Source organism: Leifsonia sp. EB41 (assembly GCF_041262565.1).
Classification (GTDB): domain Bacteria; phylum Actinomycetota; class Actinomycetes; order Actinomycetales; family Microbacteriaceae; genus Leifsonia.
Genome location: NZ_JBGCCJ010000001.1, coordinates 1,981,271 through 2,001,546, shown reverse-complemented (window position 1 = coordinate 2,001,546; position 20,276 = coordinate 1,981,271). Strand labels below are relative to the sequence as shown.

Here is a 20,276-nt window from a genome sequence, read left to right as displayed (position 1 = left end):
ATGTCCGTCCCCCACGCCCCTTCCCGTGTCGTCGTCGTCGGCGGTGGCATCCTGGGCGCCTCGACCTGCGCCCACCTCGCGCGCGGTGGCGCAGAGGTGACCCTCGTCACCTCCGGCGACCTCGCCGACGGAGCGTCCGGCCGTTCGATCGCCTGGATGAACTCGTCGGGGGATCGCACGGCGGAGTACCACTACCTCCGGCTCATCGCGCTCGACCGCTATCGCACCTGGCGCGAGCGCCATCGGGAGGGCCATCGGTTCGTGCGATTCGACGGCGCGATGAAGTGGGCCGGCGACGGTGAGAGCTTCCGCGAGACCTTCGCGTTCGAGCGCGCCAACGGCTACGACTCCGTCTGGGTCGACCGCGCCGACGTGCCCCGGTTCGCCCCCGATGTGGATGTCGCCGCCGTCGCCGAGGAAGGTGCCATCTTCAACGCAGGCGAAGGGTGGGTCAGCCTGCCGGACGTGATCGCGGCGCTCGCGGCGGAGGCGGTCGAGCAGGGCGCGACGATTCGCGAAGGTGTCGGGGAGGCATGTGTGGACATCGTCGACGGCGAAGCCGCCGGTGTCGTCCTGGCGGACGGCACGCGCCTGTCGGCAGATCACGTCGTGCTTGCGACCGGTCCTGGCGTCCCTCGCGACCTCGCCGCGCTGGGCGTGACGGTGCCAGACTCCACCCCTGCCGCTTTCGTCGTGTTCACCGACCCGGTGGAGATCGACGTGAAGACAGTGCTCAATACCCCGCGCGTCGCGATCCGACCCACCCCAGACGGGCGTCTGGTCCTCGACGCCGACTGGGCCGAGCAGTCGATCGTGATCGCAGCGGACGGATCGCTCGTGATCCCGGAAGAGTCGGTGCAGGGGCTGCTCGAGGAAGCGTCGAAGGTCCTGAGCGGAAACCCCCGCCTGACGGCCCACCGAGTGGGCGCGGGGATGAAGCCCATCCCCGGCGACGGTGAGCCGGTGGTCGGACCTGTCCCCTCGATCCCGGGCCTCTATGCACTGTTCACCCACTCGGGTGCGACGCTCGGCCTCGTCCTGGGTGAGCTCGCCGCCGAGGAGATCCTGACGGGAGCTTCGTCACCGGTGCTCGAGACCTTCCGGTTCGACCGGTTCGGCGTGGACGAGCTGTCCGAGGAGGTCGCGACGGGGGCGTGGAAGCCGGTCATGCAGAGTTAGCATCGCGGAAGTCGGCCGGCGTCCGCCGGCGTCCGCGGCCCCTGGCGACGCGCGGGACAGACGCGCCGGTTCAGCTCTCCGGCATAGGCTCCCGCTGGTCGGAGGCGGGCGTCGGTGTTGTCCGGGTGCATCTCCGGCGGACGGCGACGGAAGCGGGTGAGCACCGCGAGGTAGATCACGCCGACGACCAGCACTTGCGTGTTCGCGGTCTCTGACTCACATGGCTGTACGACCCTGATGCTCGCCGCGGGAGTGCGGGTTGTATCAGAACCGACACGGCAGCCTCGAGGAGCGGAAGCGCCGATCGAGGACCCATGCGGGGGAACCTATGACCTGGCTGTTCTGGGACTCTAGGAGTCGTCTGGGTGGGTGTTGTTCCCGGTGTGGGTCGGGGTGGTGTTGGTGATGTGTTCGCGGAGTGCTGAGTTCTCGCCTTCGAGGGTGAGGACCATCCTGATACCGGTGAGGTTGACGCCCTCGTTCTGGAGGTCGGCGACTCGGCGCATCCGCTCGATGTCGTCGGCGCTGTACCGGCGGGTTCCGCCGTCGGTGCGCGCCGGCGTCAGAAGTCCCTTGCGTTCGTAGAGCCGCAGGGTCGTCGGCGCCAGTCCCAGCAGCTCTGCGGCCACGGCCATGCTGTAGACGGGCTGGCTGCTCGACGGATCACTCATGTATGAATCTTCCTTGTGGGACTTGCATTAAGTCAATGTGCGATGTAGAAAATCTATACCGACAACTGCAGATAATGCAGACCCCGGTAGGTTCATTCGCCCGTGCTGCTGCAGTGGAGTAGGGAGGTGACCGGCGTTGCCAGGCATGGTCGATTCGATCGCGGAGACCTTCGCGGACATCATCTGCGCCGACCCGGAATGGGTGGACGGCGAATTCTGGGCGATCGTGGGCGGCTCGGGGGATATCCCGGCTGCCAGCGACGCGTCGCGGCCGGGTCGTTCCCGCGGCGTCGTGGGAGTTCACGAGCCCGGGCTCCCGGATGCGCGGGGCGCCCTCCGTCGGGCGGATTCGCCTATCCGTTCGCCACCGTTCAGGGGTGTGAAGCGCCCCAGCGTGAGAAACCGAAGCACACAGTAAGAAACGCACAGTCAAGTGGAAAGGAAGAATCTCACCATGTCGATGTCATTTGATCCTTTCAGCCAGCTGGATCGGATCGCTCAGAGCGTGTTCGACACCAGCAGGCAGCCCCGGATCATGCCGGTGGACTTGTTCCGCGAAGGCGACCAGTACGTCCTCAACGCCGATCTGCCGGGGATCGACCCGGGTTCGGTGGATGTGGATGTCGACGGGCACCTGTTGACCATTCGCGCGCAACGCTCTGCCGCGAACCGGGAGAACTCCCGGTGGCTGGCCCAGGAGCGGCCGTTCGGCTCCTACATGCGCCAGTTCTCGATCGGAGACGACGTGAATGCCGAAGGCATCAGCGCCAGCTATGACAACGGCGTCCTGTCGGTGGTCATCCCGATCGCCGAACGCGCGAAGCCGCGCAAGATCCAGGTCGAGTCGGCCGCCGAACGCGGCCGCCGACCCGTGACCGCATAAGCGCAGCGCACGAAAAGCTCTCGGACGAACAGGTCGAACCGTATGGGGCGGACGACGAACTGTATTCCCGAGAGCGGCAGGGGTGGGCGTCCGTAGGGGACCGGGCGCCCACCCCTCAACGGGGCTCGAAGGGAGGTTTTCAGATGGGTGCGGAGGTACGGCGCTGCGCCGTGTGCGGGGGGCTTATACGCGAGCAGCGTCGGCTGGGTCGCGGCGCATCAGGTACGTGGACCGTTGTGCCGCTGCCATCGCGCTGCACTAATCCGCTCTGCCGAGCCGAGTCGGGGATGTCGGTGTCGTCCGAGCGGCCGAGGGCTCAGCTGGGGTGACCGTTTCCGTGGGCTGCTCCGGGCATCAATTACGTCGGTAGCGCCACACCTGCCGTCGCTGCAAATTGCCGGCAGCTGCTCGGAGATCACGGAATCAGACTCTCTCCTGGCCGCCGATGCGCACGCGCCAACGGTTCCTGGTGGCGTCGAGTTGCTGCACGTCCTCCACCTCTTCGAGACAATGCGGGAACGACTCGAACTGCGTCCACTGGTTGAAGGCCGTGCTGATCGGCACGGACACGTCGATGGACTCGGTCACTGCAGCCACGGGGGCGCCTCTCGACGGTGGTGTGATTTCCGTCAGGACGGGAGGCGCCCTGGGGCGGTGGTGATGCCGCCTGCAAATCCGGTCGGAGGGGTAGACTCGATAACTGTCGGTCACGGCTCGATCGCTGCTGATTCTCGGGCGCTGCTCGCCGTCACGCCACGGCCGCGCTCTGCCGAGTGATCCCCGCGTCCGCGTCGCTTCATCGGCTCTGCCTCTGGCAGCGCCCACCCCGTTGGATTGAAGTCGCGGGCGGTCTACCGTCCGCTCCACGCGAGAACGCTCTGTGCTCGCCGGTTCAAGAAGGAGACCGCTGTGGATAAAGAGACCGATCCTCAGGAGAGCGCGTTCGACGAGACGAACGGGTTAGCGCCGGGGTTGAACGGGGACGCCGATGGCCCTGGTACAGGCGACGATCAGCGCGATGAGGGACATGGTGTCCTGGGCGACGTGATTGAGGATGTCACGACCGGTTTCCACGACCGAGACGAAGACGGCGACGACCGGGAATGAGCGGAGTCATTCCCAAACGAACGATCAAGCGCAAGTGGGCGCCGGCGAGTCTCGCTAGCCGCTCCTCGCTACCTCCCATCGCGGAGGCCTCCATGAAGCGGCGGAATCTCTGGAAGCCGTGTTAGTAGATCCCAGAACGTTGGATGGGGTGCGCTCAGGCCATACTCCGCAACTGTGACACAGGACGAACCAACCAGGATGGGGTCTTGATGGTGTCATCCAGGCCCGTCACCCCGCGAGACCCGGCTTGTACGGCGGCCAAGGTCCAGGACAGCGTCACTTGAGCCCTGGGCCGACCGACGGACCGCCCGTCGAAGTCGCTCGAATTGCTTGGACCTTGCTGGTGTTCCGGCGCGAGGCGCGGAAGTTTTGACCAGCGACATGGGGCAACGGCCCGATTGCTTCAGTCTGGTCGACATCCGACGCGAGCGGCGTACTGTCTCACTCCTAAGCAACGATGAGGGAGGGCCTCTATGGCTGAGCGCGACACGAATCGTCCCGATCCGGACGATCTCCCGGACGGTTCCGGTACTGACGCGGAGAGCCCGGACGACGGGAAGGATACTGCCTCGGGTGGTGGCGCTGATGACCGATAAGCCGCGGCAGGAACCGACTACGCATCCGGAGGAAGTCGATCCGGAGCAGGGGACTGAGCCGGACGAGTCGCCGGTGGAGAACCCGTCAGGAGGGTAGCGCGGTCGCAAGTCGCGGTAGGCCGCTACCGGGCGGCCTGGTCGAGGAGGGTCCCCAGCGCGAGCTGACCTCCTTCGCGATATGCCCGCCTCTGTCGGGTTGCGCCGTTGCCGTGCTGCAGGATCTCTCGGACGACGGCTCCGACGTGTTCCGCGTCGCCGTGTCGTTCTAGTCCGGGCGCGGCGACGTCTAGAAGTGCGTGGACGACGTCTGCGGCTGGCCGCATCCGTCCGGCTCGTGGATCGAACAGGTTGCGCTCGAGTCCGTATCGCGCCGCGTGCCAGTACGCGGCATCCAGGAGCTCGGCCTCGTGGGGTTGCTCGTCGCCGTCGGCATCCACGATCCCGCGGACGAGGACGGCGAGAGCTGTGCTGGTCCGGCAACCGAGTTGCGCGTCGAATGCGCGCACTTCGAGCGTCGGGTACTTCTCCGACGGGCGGACGACCCAGTTGAGCGTTCCCGCGTCGGAGGTGCCCCCGATTCCGTGGAGCGCTGATGTGCGTCGTGCATAGTCTTCGGCGTCTCTGAAGGCGGGCGGAATCCCGTGGGTGGTCCAGCGGCGGCTGTGAATGGCGCGCCAGCTGTCGAAGCCGCTGTCGTCGCCGTCCCAGAACGGCGAGTTGGCGGAGAGCGCCAGCAGCGTCGGCAGCCAGGGTCGCAGCCGGTTGAGGCCGAGGATGGCGCTGTCGCGGTTGCGCATGCCGACATGCACATGCAAGCCGTTGATCTGGTGGTCCGCGACAATGCGTCCGAAGTCGGCCGCGATGTCCCGATAACGCGGGAGGTCCGTGACCTGAAGCTGACCGGTTACGTGGAAGGGGACGCCGACTCCGGCGGCGATCACCCGATGCTTGTGCGCCCACTCGGCCAGCTCACGGCGGAATTCCGACAACGACGTGCCGAGCTGGACCGCCGTCGTGCATACCGGGGAGGCGAACTCGAGCTGCGATGGGAAGAACTCGGACATGATCTCGCCGTCGACGGCGGCGTCGGTGAGGGCGGCTCTCGCCTCCGCTGCCCGATCGACCGGTGTCAGTGATACGGGGTCGAGGAGGACGAACTCCTCTTCCGCCCCGATCGTCGTCGCCACCCACCCATCCCTTCCGATGCAGCGAAGGTAGCCCGGGAGAGGCAACGGTTCAACGGCTTGACGCGGCGGCCGAATCGGCCGACCTTCGATGCGTGACCGCATCGATCAGTTCGCGTGGACCCGTGAGCGCGCAATTCCTGGAAGCGCTGAGCACGCCCGCGGCCCGCGAGTCGCCGGCGATGGCGGCAGCGCTTCAGCTCGCGGAGCGAGCACTCGTGAGCGAACAGGACGTCCTCACCGACGAGGACCTCCAGCTCACTCTGCTGCTGAGCTACGGCCTGTCCTACGGCGGTGTGACCGACAGTGACGGCCGTTGGGAATGGAACCCGATCCAGGTCGCGGTCCGCACTGCGATCGAGGAGCAATTCGAGCGTCGCCTGCGCGAGCTCGTCGGGGACGTCGCGCTGCCGAAGCCGGACGCCGACGCTGTCGCATCGCATCTTTTTGCCGTGACTTCAGAAGACACCGGCCCGAGTCTCTCCCGGTACGTGGCGAAGAAGGCGACTCGCGAGCAGGCGATCGAGTTCGTGATCCACCGGTCGATCTACACGCTGAAAGAGGCGGACCCGCACTCGTGGGCCATTCCTCGGCTGACTGGTCGGGCCAAGGCCGGACTGGTCGAGGTCCAGTCCGACGAGTACGGCGCCGGCCGCCCGCATCGCATTCACGCGGCGATCTTCGCTCGGACGATGCGGGGCGTGGGCTTGGACGATCGGTACGGCGTCTACGTCGACCGGGTGCCGGCGATCACGCTGGCCTCCTTCAACATGATGTCCATGTTCGGGCTGAACGGGCGGCTACGCGGTGCCATCGTCGGCCACCTTGCGGCATTCGAGATGACATCGTCCGTCCCGAATCGCCTCTACAGCAACGGATTCCGCCGGCTGGGGTTCGGCGAGGACGTGACCGACTACTACGACGAGCACGTCGAAGCTGACGCGGTGCACGAACAGATCGCCGGGCGCGACCTGGCAGGCGGCCTGGCGGAACAGCATCCCGAACTGCTTGAGGACATCGTCTTCGGAGCCCACTGCTGCCTCCTCGTGGATGGGCTCGTTGGAGCACACCTGCTGGCGAGCTGGCAGGCGGGACGCAGCTCGCTGCGCGAAGAATCGGGCGCTGCGGCATGAGAGGGCAGGCGGACAGCGAGGTGACGATCGTCGCCTGCCCGGACGGTCCCCTGCTAGTGCGTGGACCGGTCGAGATTGTTGACACCGCAGGGGAACCGATCGAGCAGCGGCGCCGCACGATCGCACTGTGCCGGTGCGGTGTGTCCATGATCAAGCCGTACTGCGACGGAAGCCACAAGCTCTCCGGGTTCCGGACCGATCCGCCCTCCCCAGAAGCGGAATAGCGGACGTGCGAAAGCGCCCGTTCGGTCGGACGCGACGGCGTCCCGGGATCGTGGTCACATTCGACAGCGGCGCCGGCGAGGGAATAGCGGTTCTGCTCCTGCACGGGATCGGGGTGAGCTCACGGTACTTCCATCGGCTCGCTCCGGTGCTAGCCGAGCAGGGCCGGACGATCGCGGTCCACCTCCCTGGCTTCGGCGCGCACGCGAGCCCGCGCGCCGCCTGACCGTGGAGGACTACGCCGGCCTCGTCGCGGAGTTCCTCGACGCTCGCTCGCTCCGCAATGTTGCTCAACTCGCGCGGAGTGCGCTTGAACACACGCTCCCAGGAGCTGCGACGCAGCTTCGGCGGACTATCCGGCTCGCGGGGATCATCCGGGGCCGAGGCGTCCTGCAGCCGTTCGACGGCTCCGATGTCATCGTCGTTGATCGCGGGGCTCTCTCGTCCGTTCAGTGAGGGGTTAGGAACGGCGCGGCGGAGACACTTCGCCTCCGCCGCGCCGCAGGGTGGTTCTCTGGCTTCGTCAGCCGTTCTGCACGTGCTGACCGGCGTCCCGGGCGTCCTCGGCCACGTCGGTCGCACGATCGACGGCCTCCGCCTTGACGGTCTCGACGGACTCCTGGGCGGTATCCCTGACAGCCTGCACTGCCTCTTGGGCGGGCTCCTTGAGGTCCTGCGCCATTTGCTTGCCGACATCGGCCGCTTCGTGCAATACCGGCTGCGCGGCGTCCTTGGCCTTGGCGGCGAGTTCCTGCTCCTTCTCGCTGGCGGGGATGAGGGAGGCCGCGAGCAGCCCGACGCCGAAGGCGATTAACCCGACCGCGACCGGGTTGCCCTCGGCTTTCGCGACGGCCCGCTTGCTGGCGTCAACCGTGGCGTCCTTGGCCTCGCCGATCGCGTCGCCGGCCGCCTCGCCGACGCCGCGGTGCTGGTCGTAGGGATCATCGGAGCCCATGATGCGTCCGGTGAAGGAGTGGAGGGCGCCCTTCACCTTGCGCTTCTGCCGGTCGGCGATCTTGCTGGGCGTGACCTTGTCGGCCAGAGCATCCACGTCGCCGCTCAGGTTGCGGCGGTCATTGGCTCAGACAGAGCAGCGATGAGTGCTGGGCAGCCTTGCTCTCGCGGAAAGGCCAACGCGTCACGGCTGACTTCGGTCGCGGCTGACCGGCTCATCGCCGGGTTCAGCGTGTCGACGGTCGCCGGTTCTCGGCGCTGACCATCCAGGCGAACTGCTCCAGTCGTTCGATGATCTGGTGGAGGAGGTCCGCCGAGGTCGGGTCCTCTTCGTCGACGTCGTCGTGCACGGAGCGCATCGTTCGCACGGCGGTCTCCAGGCGGTCGGTGATGAGGTCCACGGCGTCGGAGGTGTCGACCTCGCCGTTGGGGAACACGGCCAGGGCTGTCGTCTCCGCGACGGTGCGGGAGCGGCCGTCGGGTGCGGCGTGGAGGGCGCGCATCCGTTCGGCGATCGTGTCGCTGAACTCCCGGGTCTCGTCGACGATCTCGTCGAGCTGGAGGTGCAGGTCGCGGAAGTTGTGTCCGACGATGTTCCAGTGCGCCTGCTTGCCCTGCAGGTGCAGCTCGATCAGGTCGACGAGCACCCGCTGCAGGTTGCTCGAGAGCGCCGTCGAGGCGACGAAGCCGTTCTCCGCGTTCTCGCGACGGGTCGCGTGCTCGCCGGGTGCTGCCCCGCGCGCCTGGGTCGTGCGCGGGGACGCCGCGGGCTTCGTGGCTTTGGTTCCGTTCTTCGTGGTTGTCGCCATGTCGTGCTCCTTTGGGTTCTCGTCGGGTGTGGTCTGCCCGACCGCGCGGAAGGTAGGCCGGGTGCGGCGGGGCGTCGACCGGGTTGACCTCAGGGTGTGGGCATGCCGCCGGTGACGGCGAGAGTCTCGCCGATGACGTAGCTGGACTCGGGGGAGGCGAGGAAGACGTACGCGGGCGCGAGCTCGGCCGGTTGCCCGGCTCGGCCGATCGCGGTCTGCGACCCGAAGTCGGGCAGCTTCTCCGGCGGTTGACCCGCGCTGGGCTGCAGCGGCGTCCAGATCGGACCCGGCGCGACAGCGTTCACCCGGATGCCTTTGGGGGCGAGCTGGCCGGCCAGCGCTTTGGTGAACGCATTGATCGCCGCCTTCGTCGTCGCGTAGTCCACCAGGACCTCGCCGGGCAGATACGCCTGCACCGAGGTCGTATTGATGGTCGTCGCCCCGGCGGCCAGGTGCGGGAGGGCCGCCTTGGTGAGCCAGAACATCGCGTACACGTTGGTCTTCATCGTCAGGTCGAACTGGTCGTCGGGCAGCTCGGTCAGGTCTTTGCAGTAGATCTGCTTGCCCGCGTTATTGACCAGGATGTCGATGCCGCCGAGTCCGTCGAGAGCCCGGGCGACCACCTCATCGCAGAAGGCGCGGTCGGAGATGTCGCCGGCGATGGTGACCGCGGTCCGTCCCGCATCACGGATCAGTCCCGCGACGTGCTGCGCGTCCTCCTCCTCGGCGGGCAGATACACGATCGCGACGTCAGCGCCCTCCCGGGCGAACGCGATCGCCGCCGCCGCTCCGATCCCCGAGTCGCCACCGGTGACGACGGCCTTCCGGCCCGACAGTCGACCGGACCCCACATAGCTGGTCTCGCCATGATCCGCGGGCGGATCGAGCTCGCTATCGCGTCCTGGCTCCTCGACCTGCTTCTCGGGCGGACGGACCTTCGGGTAACGATCCACGGGGTTGTCGAAACTCAGCTGGCTCTCTGGCATGGCACCACGCAACCACCGGTCCGGGTCGGCCGACAGGGGATCGAGCGAAGTCCGAAACGGTGTACCGTCTTGACGTCGTGCGCATCTGGCCCCACCGCACTGCCGGGAAGGCAAGGGGTGGTGATCGGGCTTATGGTCGACGAGAGTGTGGAACATGCGCCGAATCACCTATGCCGGAACTTCTCTCCTCACCGGGAACGATCTCGCCGAATCCCTGCTGGACTATGCGCGCGCCTTGGCGGCGCAAGGCACTTCCGACACGGTGTTCCTCCCGGCGCGTACGGCGTCAGGGTCGGTCGAGCAGGTCGAGATACTGATCGGCCCGGCGAGTCAACTCGTCAGCGAGCCCGCTGACCTCGAGGGTCCGGAGATCGTGGACACGGACGCGGTGGCGGACCTTCGCCGACGGAGCGCAGAGACCGGCCCGCGCCGCCCGGTGAGCGAGCCCCCGCAATTGGGCCCGATGCTCGACGACCTGAGCTAGGCCCCGTGCGCTTGCGTCGTGCCGTGAACCTGTTCGCCGTCTTCGTCCACGACGATGAGCCCGGTCGGTCCGGAGGCCGACTCAGCCAGGCGCTCCACCCACCGTCGATCCAGCGTTGGCTGACGTGAGCCGTCGAAATGGAAGCGCAGCGGGATGGACACATCCAGCCAGATGCTGTTGCGTCCCCCTCCCGTGTCTGCTGCTTCACGCCAGCTCACCGAGAAGGACTCCCGGCGTCGCAGCTTGTTGACGATGACCAGCTCCAGGTGAGCGAGCACACGGTCGTCGAAGCTGATGCGAGTGTCGCCGTCGTACACCAGATAGCCCATCCGAGCACCTCCCGCGCCAAACATACGCGAGGCCCAACAGCTCTCCAGCATGGCACGCGCCGAATCGGATCGAGGGAGGGTTCGCGTTATTCGGAACGCCTAACGCTCACACTTGCGTTCAGCCGTTCCCCGCTAGCTCGCCAAACTCGCGATCAGATTCACCGACGCCGCAATGATCACCGCTCCGAACAGATACGAGAGCATCATGTGGCGCAGGATCGCCGCGCGGATGCGTTGGCTGGAGATGTCGGTGTCGGAGACCTGGAACGTCATCCCGACCGTGAAGGCGAGGTACGCGAAGTCGAGGTAACGCGGCGACGTGTCCTCGTTGAAGTCGATTCCGTGGCGCCCGCTGCCAGGCTCGTTGTAATAGAGGACCGCGTACCGCAGCGTGTACAGGGTGTGCATGAAGAACCACGAGAGCGCGACGGAGGCCGCGCCGAGTAGCGCGATCAGGTCTTTGCCGGGCGGAGAGGCGTTCTTGGTCTGGCCGAGCAGGAGGACGAGCGCTGCAAGGCTGGCGACGGACGCGACCAGCAGGAGGGTGTCGCTTGTCGTCTTGGACGGGTCCTCGGCCGCGGCGTGCCGCCGCGTCTCCGAGCCGCCCATGCGCGAGATCGTGACCCAAACCCACGCGATGTAGACGGCGCACGCGACCGCCCACCCGACGGAGAGGGCGTACGCCCACTGCCCGACGAGACCCGTGACGGCGGCCGAGACGACGCCCGAGGCGAGCATCACGGTCGTGCGGATCCCCGAGGTGTGGCCGGGCGACGTCACTTCTCGTCGATCTGCTCGAGAAGCTTCTTGCTCGCCCGGGCGATGTCGTCGTGGTCGTTCTGCGCGGCGCGGCTCTCCAGTGAGATGACGCCGCAACGATGGACCTTGCTGAAGTCGCCGTACGGGAAGCTGAACCGTCCCTTGGTCTCCTCGGACGCATCCGGGTCCTCACCCAAATACCAGAGCGCGTAAGCGTCCCAGCCGTGCTTGTCGATGAACGCGTTCTCGTCGTCCGCGCTCGGTGCGTCCTCGCTCCAGGCGTCGCGTTCGTCGCGGACCACCGTGCCTTTCTCCACGAGGGAGCGGGCGTGCTCGAGTGCTTTCCGATTGAGCTTGACGGTCATGGTGCAGCCTTCCTAGTCATCCCCGACGTCCTGCTGCGGATCGAATGCCCGTCCGTGCTCCGGCGCAAGGGGTTGACCGGATTCGCCGAAGGCGTGGACCATTCGCGGCAGTGAGCGTGATTAGAGCCGCTCACGAGCGGAGGAGCGGGATGAGCGGGATCGAGACATTGGAGGGCGCGGTCGTCGTCGTGACAGGCGCGAGCGCAGGAGTGGGCCGTGCCGCCGCCGTCGAGTTCGGACGTGCGGGCGCGCGCGTGGCGCTGCTCGCGCGCGGTGAAGCGGGGTTGGAAGCCGCGGCCGAGGAGGTGCGCGCCGCGGGCGGCAAGGCGATCACGGTGCCGGTCGATGTCGCGGACGCCGACGCCGTGGAGACCGCCGCCGAGCGCGTCGTCACCGAGTGGGGACGCATCGACGTCTGGGTGAACTGCGCCTTCTCCTCCGTCTTCGCCGAGCTGGGCCGGATCAGTCCGGACGAGTTCCGCCGCACGACCGAGGTCTCCTACCTCGGGTTCGTCTACGGCACCATGGCGGCGTTGCGCCGGATGCGCCCGGCCGGCCGCGGCACGATCGTACAGATCGGCTCCGCGCTCGCGTACCGCGGCATCCCGCTGCAGTCGGCGTACTGCGGCGCCAAGCACGCGATCGTCGGCTTCACGGAATCGGTGCGCACCGAGCTCCTGCACGATCACAGCGACGTCGCGATCACGATGGTGCACCTGCCGGCAATGAACACACCGCAGTTCCGCTGGCTGCTGTCGCGCCTGCCGCAGCAAGCGCAGCCCGTGCCGCCGATCTACCAGCCGGAGGTCGCCGCCCGCACGATCGTCCGGGCGGCAGTGCGGCCACGGCGCGCGTACTGGGTGGGCATCTCGACCGTGCAGACGATCATCGGCAACCGCCTGATCCCCGGTCTCCTCGACCACTACCTGGGCAAGACCGGCTACGCGTCTCAGCAGACCGACGAAGCCCGCCCAGCCGACCAGCCGGTCAATCTGTGGGAGCCGGCCGACCAGTCGGTCGATCACGGCACGCACGGGCCGTTCGGCGATCGCTCGAAGGCGTCGAGCGTTCAGGCGTGGTCGTCGCGGAATCGCCGGGCGCTCGGAGCGGTCGGCGCGGCGCTGGCCGGTGTCGTCTTCGTCGCCGTCAACGTGCAGACGCTCAGGACGCGCAATCGAAGGCTGTGAAGGTTCCCCGAGAGGCTCGGCCTCGCACCCGCGCAGTGGAACGCTTGCGCTAGAGCAAATGATTGGAGTCGGCCATGACGCACAAGCCGCGTCGGAGCAGAAGCAAGCCGAGCGACGCCGTGCGCGGTGTGGACCGATTGGTCCGCAATGTGGAGACCGGGCGATTCGAGCGCTCACTGTCGGCCTTGACGGCGGTCGGTGCGGTGGTCACCGCGGGCGAGATCTACTTCGAGCACGACAAGGCGAGCTTCGGCAACCCGTGGATGTGGGCTCCGGTGATCCTGGGGCCGATCGGCGCCGTCGCCGGCGTGGCAGGCGTGTTCAGCAAGACCGCGGCGAAGACGGTGCTGCCGATCGCCGCGGCGACCATCGTCGCCAACGGGCTGCAGGGCACCTGGCTCCATGCCCGCGGCGTGGCTCAGAAGCCCGGCGGCTGGCGCAACCTCCGCTACAACCTCGAGATGGGTCCGCCCCTGCTCGCCCCGCTCCTGGTCACGCTCGTCGGCGGGATGGGCCTCCTCGCCGCCGTTCTCAGGCGCGAGAAATGACGTCGTCCGCCGACCGTTTCCCCGGCTTCCACGTGCTGGATCAAGTCGACGCCTGGGACTCCGTCACCCGCGCCGTGGTCGAGGCGCGGGTCGGCCGCCCCTCGGACATCCGGTTCTTCGACGCCGACGAGGAGGCCACGGCCACCGCACTATTCGACCGACTGCTGGATCAGGACCCCGAGCACCGCGTCCCCGTGACCGCCATGGTCGACGCACGCCTCGCCGAGCAGCAGACCGACGGCTGGCGCTACGACTCCATGCCGAGCGACGAGGAGTCGTGGCGACGCAGTCTCGCCGCCCTGGCGGAGGACGCCGCGACCGCGCACGGTCGACGGTTCGCGACCTGCGCCACGGAGGAGCAGCTCGCCCTGCTCGAACAGATCAAGAGCGGCGACGGCCACTGGCACGGCTTCGACCGGGCGCGCATCTGGAGCCTCTGGACGCGGTACGCGTGCACCGCCTTCTACAGTCACCCGGACGCCTGGGACGAGATCGGCTTCGCCGGGCCGGCCTACCCGCGCGGCTACAAGAACCTCGGGATCGACCGCCGCGAGCCGTTCGAGGTCGCCGATGCGCACCCGGACGACATCCCCGAGGCGGAGACGCAGCGATGAGCGCCCTGCGGGAGCGGAACGACTCCGCCTGGCTGCTGACCCCTGACGGCTCGAAGGCGGAACCGCGGCTCACCGAGCAGATGCGGCGCTTCGACGACACCGACGAGGTCGACATCGCGATCGTCGGCTGCGGCGCAGGAGGCTCCGTCCTGCTGCAACGCCTGGCGCGCGCCGGCTGGAACGCCGTCGCCTTCGACGCGGGACCGTTCTGGGATCCCGCCCGCGACTGGGTGAGCGACGAAGCAGGCTCGCATCACCTGTACTGGACCGAGCCGCGGCAGATCGGCGGCGACGACCCCGTGCCGCTCGGCTCGAACAACTCCGGCCGTGGCGTCGGCGGCTCGATGGTGCACTACGCCGGGTACGTTCCGCGCTTCCACCCGAGCGACTTCCACACGTTCAGCGGCGACGGCGTCGGGGCCGACTGGCCCATGGAGTACGAGGATCTCCGCCCCTTCTACGACGACATCGAGAACGAACTGCCCGTCGCCGGCGAGGACTGGCCGTGGGGCGACCCGCACCGCTACCCGCACCGGCCGCATCCGGTCTCGGGTAACGGGGAGGCCTTCCTGCGCGGGGCGTACGCCGCGGGGATAGAGGCCAAGGTGGGGCCCGTCGCCATCGCGAACGGACGGTTCGGGCACCGGCCGCACTGCATCTACCGCGGGTTCTGCCTGCAGGGGTGCAAGGTCAACGCGAAGGCGTCGCCGTTGATCACCCACATCCCCGACGCCCTCAACCACGGCGCCGAGGTCCGCGCGGACAGCATGGTCGCCTCTATCGAGATCGACCAGCGCACCGGCACCGCCACCGGCGTCCACTACGCGAAGGACGGCGTCCCACGATTCCAGCGCGCAAGGATGGTCGCGGTCGCGGGCTACTCGATCGAGACGCCCCGGCTGCTGCTCAACTCGGCGTCCGCGCGCTTCCCCGAGGGACTCTGCAACGACTTCGACCTGGTCGGCCGGTACCTGATGGTGCAGGGCGCGCCGCAGACCGCTGGCAGGTTCGAGCAGGAGATCCGGATGTGGAAAGGGCCGCCGCCGGAGGTCAGCACCGAGGAGTTCTACGAGACCGACCCGGGCAAGCCGTACAAGCGCGGGTACTCCATCCAGACGGTCTCGCCCCTGCCGATCACCTGGGCCGAGCACGTCATGGCGCAGGGCCATTGGGGAGCCGACATGCGCCGCTACATGTCCGACTACGTCCACTGGGCCTGCCTCGGCGCGCTCTGCGAGTTCCTTCCACGAGCGGAGAACCGCGTCACACTGGCGGACGAGAAGGATCGCTACGGCCTCCCGATCGCCCACTTCTCCTACTCCCAGTGCGACAACGACCGTGCACTGGCGAAGGCCGCGCAGGCGACGATGGAGCGCATCCTGGAGGCCGCGGGCGCGCAGGAGACCATGACCGTGCAGCGCTACGCCCACCTGGTCGGCGGCGCACGCATGGGCGCCGACGAGACGCAAGGGGTGGTGGACGCCGACTGCCGGACGTTCGCTGTACCCAACCTGCTCATCACGGACGGAAGCGTGCTGCCCACGCAGGGCAGCGCCAATCCCGCCCTCACCATCATGGCGGTCGTCGCGCGTGCGGCGGACCGCCTGATCCGCCGCAACGACTGAAGGAGAGAGACGCATGGCGACGACAGTCAGCGAGTTCGTGATCGGACGACTGCGGGAGTGGGGTGTGCGGCGTGTGTTCGCGTTCCCCGGCGACGGCATCGGCGAGTTCGACGGGATGCTCGGCAAGGCCGAGCGGGCAGGGGAGGGCCTGGAGTACATCCGCCCGACGCACGAGGAGATCTGCGCACTGATGGCCGTCGCGCACGCCAAGTTCACCGGCGAGGTCGGCGTCTGCATCGCCACCTCCAGCCCGGGCGGGTTCCACCTGATGAACGGTCTGTACGACGCGAAGATGGACAACCAGCCCGTCGTCGCGATCGTCGGGCAGCAGGGGCTCAACTCGTTCGGCACCTTCAACCAGCAGGAGAGCAAGCTCGAGCAGACCTTCTCCGACGTCGCCGAGTATGTGCAGACGATCGTGTCGCCGGAGCAGGCGCAGGCGGTCATCGACACGGCTTTCCGCACCGCGATCACCCGCAAGCAGCCGTGCGTGGTCATCCTGCCGCACGACGTGCAGGGGATGGAGATGGCGGCGCCCGGCGCGGAGATGTGGGTGTCCCGGTCGAGCGCCGTTGCGCCGTCGACCGCGATCGCGCCGCCGGCGGAGCAGCTCCGGGCCGCCGCCGACATCATCAACGCCGGCGAGCGGGTGACGTTCCTGGTCGGGCACGGTGCGGACGGCGCGACCGAGGAAGTCCTCGCGGCCGCGAGACGGACCGGTGCAGGCGTGATGACGACGCTGCGCGGCAAGCAGGTCGTCCCGGGCGACGTGCCGTTCCACACCCAGCAGCTCGGCCTCCTCGGCTCGCGGCCGAGCTACGACCAGATGCAGGACTGCGACACGCTCGTCCTGCTCGGCACCAACTACCCGTACGGGCAGTTCCTGCCGAAGACCGGGCAGGCCAAGGCGGTGCAGATCGATCTCCGACCCGAGCAGCTCGGGCTGCGCTACCCGACCGACGTGAGCATCTGGGGCGACGTAAAGACGACGCTGGCCGTGCTCATCCCGCTGCTGACGCAGAAGGACGACCTCTCCTGGCAGCAGAAGGCGGCCTCCGGCATGCGCGACTGGGACGACGAGCTCGCCGCCCAGGCCGAGCAGCACTACGACGACGGCGTGAACCCACGCCGGGTCTACCACGAGCTGAACAAGCGCCTCCCTGCCGGTGCGATCGTGACCGCCGACGCCGGGACCACCGCCGACTGGTACGGGCAGTACATCCGGCTGCGCGACGGGATGCGCGGCGATCTCTCCGGCCGCCTGGCGACCATGCTCGCCGCGATGCCATACGCGGAGGCGGCGAAGTTCGCCTACCCCGAGCGCACGGTCGTCTGCACGATCGGCGACGGCGCGTTCCAGATGCTCGGGATGAACGAGCTGATCACCATCAAGAAGTACCTCTCGCGCTGGTCCAACCCGACCTTCGTCGTGCTCGTGCTGCACAACGACGACCTCACCCAGGTCTCCTGGGAGATGCGCACCGAGGACGCCAACCCGGTCTGGTCCACCTCCCAGGACGTCGAGTCGGTCGACTACGCCGGCTGGGCGCAACTGCTCGGCTTCCAGGGCATCACCGTCACCTCCGACGACCAGATCGAGGCGGCCTGGGATGCCGCCCTCGCGCATCCCGGCGTCACCCTCATCGACGCGCACACCAGCAAGAACGTGCCGCCGCTGCCCCCGCACATCACGCTCGAGTTCGCGAAGAACACCGGCCTCGCCCTCCTGAAAGGCGACCCGGACGGCCTCGGCGCCATCAAGGACTCCGCGACCTCCCTCCTCACCGAGGGCGTCGAGCGGGTGAAGCACGCACTGCACCGGGGCAACGACGATGAGCAGTAGTCCCGCCGACCGCATCCAGTCCGTCCAGGCCGCGGTCTACCGGGTGCCGACGGCCACCGGCGGACGGGAACGCCCGGAGAGCGACGGGACGCTCGAATGGGATCACACAGACATGCTGGTCGTGCGCGTCCACACGGGAGGGGAGACCGGCCTCGGCTACTCCTACACGTCGGCAGGTGCGCTCGCCGTGCTGCGCGACACCCTCTGGTCTGTCATCGAGGACGCCGACCCACTGGACAGCGAGCGTCTGTACTGGACGATGGCGCGGGCCGTCCGCAACCTCGGCTGGAACGGGGTCAGCGCATCGGCGATCTCCGCCGTCGACATCGCCATCCACGATCTGAAAGCCCGGCTGCTGGGCGTCTCGTTGACGCAGCTCCTCGGCGGAGCCCACGACGGCGTCCCCGCCTACGGCAGCGGGGGATTCACCAACTACACCGACCGCGAACTGACCGAGCAACTCGAGTCCTGGGCGGGAGGCGGGCTCAGAGCGGTGAAGATCAAGGTCGGAACCGACCCCCATGACGACCCTCGCCGCGTGCATGTCGCCCGCGCCGCCATCGGGCCGGGCGTTGACCTCTTCGTCGACGCCAACGGCGGATACACCCGCAAGGAGGCCCTGGCGCTCGCCGAACCGTTCCTCGAACGCGGCGTGAGCTGGTTCGAGGAGCCGGTCTCCAGCGACGACCGGGAAGGACTCCGGCTGCTGCGCGACCGCCTTCCCGCCCCGATCCGGGTCGCAGCCGGCGAGTACGCCTACACGCCGACCGACTTCCGCGACCTGCTGGTCGACGGCTGTGTCGACGTCCTCCAGGCGGACGCCACCCGGTGCGGGATCAGCGGATTCACCCGAGCCGCCGCCCTTGCGGACACGTGGGGGCTGCCACTGAGCGCCCACACCGCGCCCGCTCTGCACGCGAGCGTCGGCGCGGCCTGCCGCGCGGTGACCAACGTCGAGTACTTCCACGACCACGTCCGGATCGAAGAGGCGTTCTTCGACGGTATCCCCGCCCTCCGTGGGGGAGACCTCATCCCCAACCGCGCAGTATCCGGTCACGGTCTGACACTGCGCGAAACCGATGTGGGGAAGTACCAGGTGGACGGCTTCAGTGCAGGAAGACCTCGCCGCTGATTCTGTCGACAATGGCAACGCCTTCGTAGGCGCGGTCGTTTACGGGTAAATCGGGCTCGTCGACGACTTGACTTATCGAGGGCCGCCGCGAAGGGGCCCCATCTTGGGCCTCGGCACCAGTACGTGGCGGGTGGGCGCCGCACTCGCCGCGAGCCGACCAAGGCCTGCTCGCGCGCGGGCTATCGCCGCGCCCGGAGGGCTAGGGGAAGCACGACCCAGATCACGATCAGGACAACGAAGACACACCCGGCTGCGATGAGTCCGGCGGGCGCTGCGGTCAGGAAGTCGACGATGAAGAGCACGATGCCAGTGAAGAGCAATGACGCGGCGCCCAGGCATATCAGGAGCAGCAGGCTGGAGGCCCTGACGAGCTGTTTCTTGGCCTTCCGCCGGAACAGCATTCTGTGCAGGCTCACGGGCGCGAGGGCCAGGAGGGTGATCGTGACGGCGAGGAACACAAGGACGAGGTAGACGCTCACATCGAACGGTGGGAGCTCGGAGAAGCGCTGCTGGAACGGCAGTGTGAGAAGGAACGCGGCGAGAATCTGCGTGCCGGTCTGGAAGACACGGAACTCCTGGAGCAGTTCGTTCCAGTTGCGGTCCGCTCTCTCTGTTTCGGTTTCGTTGCGGCCGTCGCTCGGGTCGGCATCGGCGGTCTCGCTCATATGGGGTCTTCGTCTCTCTTCATCTTCCGACGTTCGGAGGATTTTGATTGGAGGTCAAGGGCGTTGCGCGAGCGTATGGGCCGCCCATGCCCTGGACAGCTTCAGTACCGCGCTCGGCACGGAAGCCCGCGTCATGACGTACCGACTCGTCTTCTCGTAGTCCCTGACTAGACCGAGGCCGTGGGCGTCTCGCCGGTGTCCTCGCGCAGGAGCGTCGTCTCCTCGACGATCCTGTCGACCACGTCGGCCGGCACATCCTGCCGCTGAAGACTCTCGGCCTCCGCCTGCTGCTTCACTTCGACGCGTGCTGCCTGCCAGGCCGACCAGTGCCCCGACACGAGCGCCCACAGCGAGAGCGCGGAGACGTACACCACGCTGTCCACCCAGTGGGTGACGAGAGAGATGGGGATCATGATCACCCAGAACACGGCCAGCCAGCCGTTAACCCGGCGCATGAACACCGGATCGCCCTGCACCATCGCCCACAAGGACTTCACCATCGCCGCACCCGATTCTGCCTGACCACGGAGTCGCGGATGCGCCCGCTATCGTCAACGTGGAATGTACGCAGAAAACACTGAGAAACGTCACGGAATCTACACAGGCTTCTGAAGGAAGTCCAAGGCAATGTGCGCGCGAGGACCGACGACTCGATGTGCAGCCGGTAGCTCCTGCGCTCGAACCTATCGAAGGCTGACTCCCGCGGCTCGCGTTCAGAGCCCCTCGTCGAAGTCGATGAGCGCATAATCCTCGGTGGCGCCGATGTCTGGTGCCGCATCGTCGTCCGGGCCGGGAAGTCTCTCGATCGTCACCAGGGCGCACGCCGTCGCCAGAATGAGCTACGGCTCGTTAGTCGCGGCCGTTTCTCCTCCGCTGCACACGACACCAAGGCGCGGGGGTCAGCCGGTAGGTCGCCGCCAGCGGGAATCCGCTCAGTCGAGTCGGGTGAGAATCTTGACGATTGCGTCGGCAGCCGTCACTCTCATCACATGTACTTCGAC

General features: G+C 67.7%; 23 protein-coding genes. 12 read left to right on the top strand and 11 right to left on the bottom strand.

Features of this window, described 5'->3' with window-relative positions:
- Positions 1 to 1,179, top strand: coding sequence for an NAD(P)/FAD-dependent oxidoreductase (locus ABH923_RS09775; protein WP_370055173.1), 1,179 nt, complete (start codon positions 1 to 3; stop codon positions 1,177 to 1,179).
- A 350-nt stretch (positions 1,180 to 1,529) separates the two neighbouring features.
- Here the strand turns inward: ABH923_RS09775 and ABH923_RS09770 are convergent, their stop codons facing one another.
- Positions 1,530 to 1,850, bottom strand: a complete 321-nt coding sequence (locus tag ABH923_RS09770) for a MerR family transcriptional regulator (RefSeq protein WP_370055172.1) — start codon at positions 1,848 to 1,850, stop codon at positions 1,530 to 1,532.
- Positions 1,851 to 2,304: 454 nt separating this feature from the next.
- Between ABH923_RS09770 and ABH923_RS09765 the strand changes: the two genes are divergently transcribed.
- Complete coding sequence (locus ABH923_RS09765) at positions 2,305 to 2,733, top strand: Hsp20/alpha crystallin family protein (RefSeq protein ID WP_370055171.1); 429 nt, start codon at positions 2,305 to 2,307, stop codon at positions 2,731 to 2,733.
- 423 nt (positions 2,734 to 3,156) lie between these two features.
- Here the strand turns inward: ABH923_RS09765 and ABH923_RS09760 are convergent, their stop codons facing one another.
- Positions 3,157 to 3,330: an SRPBCC family protein gene (locus ABH923_RS09760; protein WP_370055170.1), complete on the bottom strand. Its 174-nt coding sequence runs from the start codon at positions 3,328 to 3,330 to the stop codon at positions 3,157 to 3,159.
- Positions 3,331 to 3,642: 312 nt separating this feature from the next.
- Here ABH923_RS09760 and ABH923_RS09755 point away from each other — a divergent pair, with 312 nt between their 5' ends.
- Positions 3,643 to 3,840, top strand: a complete 198-nt coding sequence (locus ABH923_RS09755; RefSeq protein ID WP_370055169.1) for a hypothetical protein — start codon at positions 3,643 to 3,645, stop codon at positions 3,838 to 3,840.
- A 718-nt stretch (positions 3,841 to 4,558) separates the two neighbouring features.
- Here ABH923_RS09755 and ABH923_RS09750 read toward each other — a convergent pair.
- On the bottom strand, positions 4,559 to 5,725 hold the full coding sequence (locus ABH923_RS09750) for a YbdK family carboxylate-amine ligase (protein WP_370055168.1): 1,167 nt from the start codon (positions 5,723 to 5,725) through the stop codon (positions 4,559 to 4,561).
- A gap of 20 nt (positions 5,726 to 5,745) precedes the next feature.
- Between ABH923_RS09750 and ABH923_RS09745 the strand changes: the two genes are divergently transcribed.
- A complete protein-coding gene (locus tag ABH923_RS09745) occupies positions 5,746 to 6,753 on the top strand; it encodes an iron-containing redox enzyme family protein (RefSeq protein WP_370055167.1) in 1,008 nt (335 codons plus the stop codon).
- Positions 6,750 to 6,977, top strand: coding sequence for a CDGSH iron-sulfur domain-containing protein (locus tag ABH923_RS09740; protein ID WP_370055166.1), 228 nt, complete (start codon positions 6,750 to 6,752; stop codon positions 6,975 to 6,977). The genes ABH923_RS09745 and ABH923_RS09740 overlap by 4 nt, the downstream gene beginning before the upstream one ends.
- A 521-nt stretch (positions 6,978 to 7,498) precedes the next feature.
- Here the strand turns inward: ABH923_RS09740 and ABH923_RS09735 are convergent.
- From ABH923_RS09735 to ABH923_RS09725, 3 genes are all read right to left on the bottom strand, one after another.
- A complete protein-coding gene (locus tag ABH923_RS09735) occupies positions 7,499 to 8,038 on the bottom strand; it encodes a DUF3618 domain-containing protein (protein ID WP_370057333.1) in 540 nt (179 codons plus the stop codon).
- A 118-nt stretch (positions 8,039 to 8,156) separates the two neighbouring features.
- Positions 8,157 to 8,738 (bottom strand): Dps family protein, encoded by a 582-nt coding sequence (locus tag ABH923_RS09730; protein ID WP_370055165.1) that lies wholly within the window; start codon positions 8,736 to 8,738, stop codon positions 8,157 to 8,159.
- 89 nt (positions 8,739 to 8,827) lie between these two features.
- On the bottom strand, positions 8,828 to 9,724 hold the full coding sequence (locus ABH923_RS09725; protein WP_370055163.1) for an SDR family oxidoreductase: 897 nt from the start codon (positions 9,722 to 9,724) through the stop codon (positions 8,828 to 8,830).
- Between the two features lie 154 nt (positions 9,725 to 9,878).
- Between ABH923_RS09725 and ABH923_RS09720 the strand changes: the two genes are divergently transcribed.
- Positions 9,879 to 10,208, top strand: coding sequence for a hypothetical protein (locus ABH923_RS09720; protein ID WP_370055162.1), 330 nt, complete (start codon positions 9,879 to 9,881; stop codon positions 10,206 to 10,208).
- Here the strand turns inward: ABH923_RS09720 and ABH923_RS09715 are convergent.
- From ABH923_RS09715 to ABH923_RS09705, 3 genes are all read right to left on the bottom strand, one after another.
- A complete protein-coding gene (locus ABH923_RS09715; protein WP_370055161.1) occupies positions 10,205 to 10,537 on the bottom strand; it encodes an ATP-dependent DNA ligase in 333 nt (110 codons plus the stop codon). The genes ABH923_RS09720 and ABH923_RS09715 overlap by 4 nt on opposite strands.
- Positions 10,538 to 10,669: 132 nt before the next feature.
- Positions 10,670 to 11,317 (bottom strand): DUF1345 domain-containing protein, encoded by a 648-nt coding sequence (locus ABH923_RS09710; protein ID WP_370055160.1) that lies wholly within the window; start codon positions 11,315 to 11,317, stop codon positions 10,670 to 10,672.
- The gene (locus tag ABH923_RS09705) at positions 11,314 to 11,661 is read right to left on the bottom strand and encodes a hypothetical protein (protein WP_370055159.1); all 348 of its coding nucleotides are present in this window, start codon (positions 11,659 to 11,661) and stop codon (positions 11,314 to 11,316) included. Before ABH923_RS09705 ends, ABH923_RS09710 begins: the two co-directional genes overlap by 4 nt.
- A gap of 149 nt (positions 11,662 to 11,810) precedes the next feature.
- On the opposite strand from ABH923_RS09705, the gene ABH923_RS09700 reads away from it, so the two are divergent.
- The 6 genes from ABH923_RS09700 to ABH923_RS09675 all read left to right on the top strand — a co-directional run bounded on the left by ABH923_RS09700 (position 11,811) and on the right by ABH923_RS09675 (position 18,610).
- Positions 11,811 to 12,848, top strand: a complete 1,038-nt coding sequence (locus ABH923_RS09700) for an SDR family oxidoreductase (RefSeq protein WP_370055158.1) — start codon at positions 11,811 to 11,813, stop codon at positions 12,846 to 12,848.
- A 74-nt stretch (positions 12,849 to 12,922) separates the two neighbouring features.
- Positions 12,923 to 13,396, top strand: a complete 474-nt coding sequence (locus ABH923_RS09695) for a hypothetical protein (protein ID WP_370055157.1) — start codon at positions 12,923 to 12,925, stop codon at positions 13,394 to 13,396.
- A complete protein-coding gene (locus ABH923_RS09690; RefSeq protein WP_370055156.1) occupies positions 13,393 to 14,010 on the top strand; it encodes a gluconate 2-dehydrogenase subunit 3 family protein in 618 nt (205 codons plus the stop codon). Before ABH923_RS09695 ends, ABH923_RS09690 begins: the two co-directional genes overlap by 4 nt.
- Positions 14,007 to 15,635 (top strand): GMC family oxidoreductase, encoded by a 1,629-nt coding sequence (locus tag ABH923_RS09685; protein WP_370055155.1) that lies wholly within the window; start codon positions 14,007 to 14,009, stop codon positions 15,633 to 15,635. The genes ABH923_RS09690 and ABH923_RS09685 overlap by 4 nt, the downstream gene beginning before the upstream one ends.
- 13 nt (positions 15,636 to 15,648) lie before the next feature.
- Complete coding sequence (locus ABH923_RS09680; RefSeq protein WP_370055154.1) at positions 15,649 to 17,478, top strand: thiamine pyrophosphate-requiring protein; 1,830 nt, start codon at positions 15,649 to 15,651, stop codon at positions 17,476 to 17,478.
- On the top strand, positions 17,468 to 18,610 hold the full coding sequence (locus ABH923_RS09675) for an enolase C-terminal domain-like protein (RefSeq protein ID WP_370055153.1): 1,143 nt from the start codon (positions 17,468 to 17,470) through the stop codon (positions 18,608 to 18,610). Before ABH923_RS09680 ends, ABH923_RS09675 begins: the two co-directional genes overlap by 11 nt.
- Before the next feature lie 179 nt (positions 18,611 to 18,789).
- Here ABH923_RS09675 and ABH923_RS09670 read toward each other — a convergent pair whose 3' ends face one another.
- Positions 18,790 to 19,275, bottom strand: coding sequence for a DUF6328 family protein (locus ABH923_RS09670; protein WP_370055152.1), 486 nt, complete (start codon positions 19,273 to 19,275; stop codon positions 18,790 to 18,792).
- Positions 19,276 to 19,442: 167 nt separating this feature from the next.
- Complete coding sequence (locus ABH923_RS09665) at positions 19,443 to 19,775, bottom strand: hypothetical protein (RefSeq protein ID WP_370055151.1); 333 nt, start codon at positions 19,773 to 19,775, stop codon at positions 19,443 to 19,445.
- Between the last annotated feature and the right edge of the window lie 501 nt (positions 19,776 to 20,276).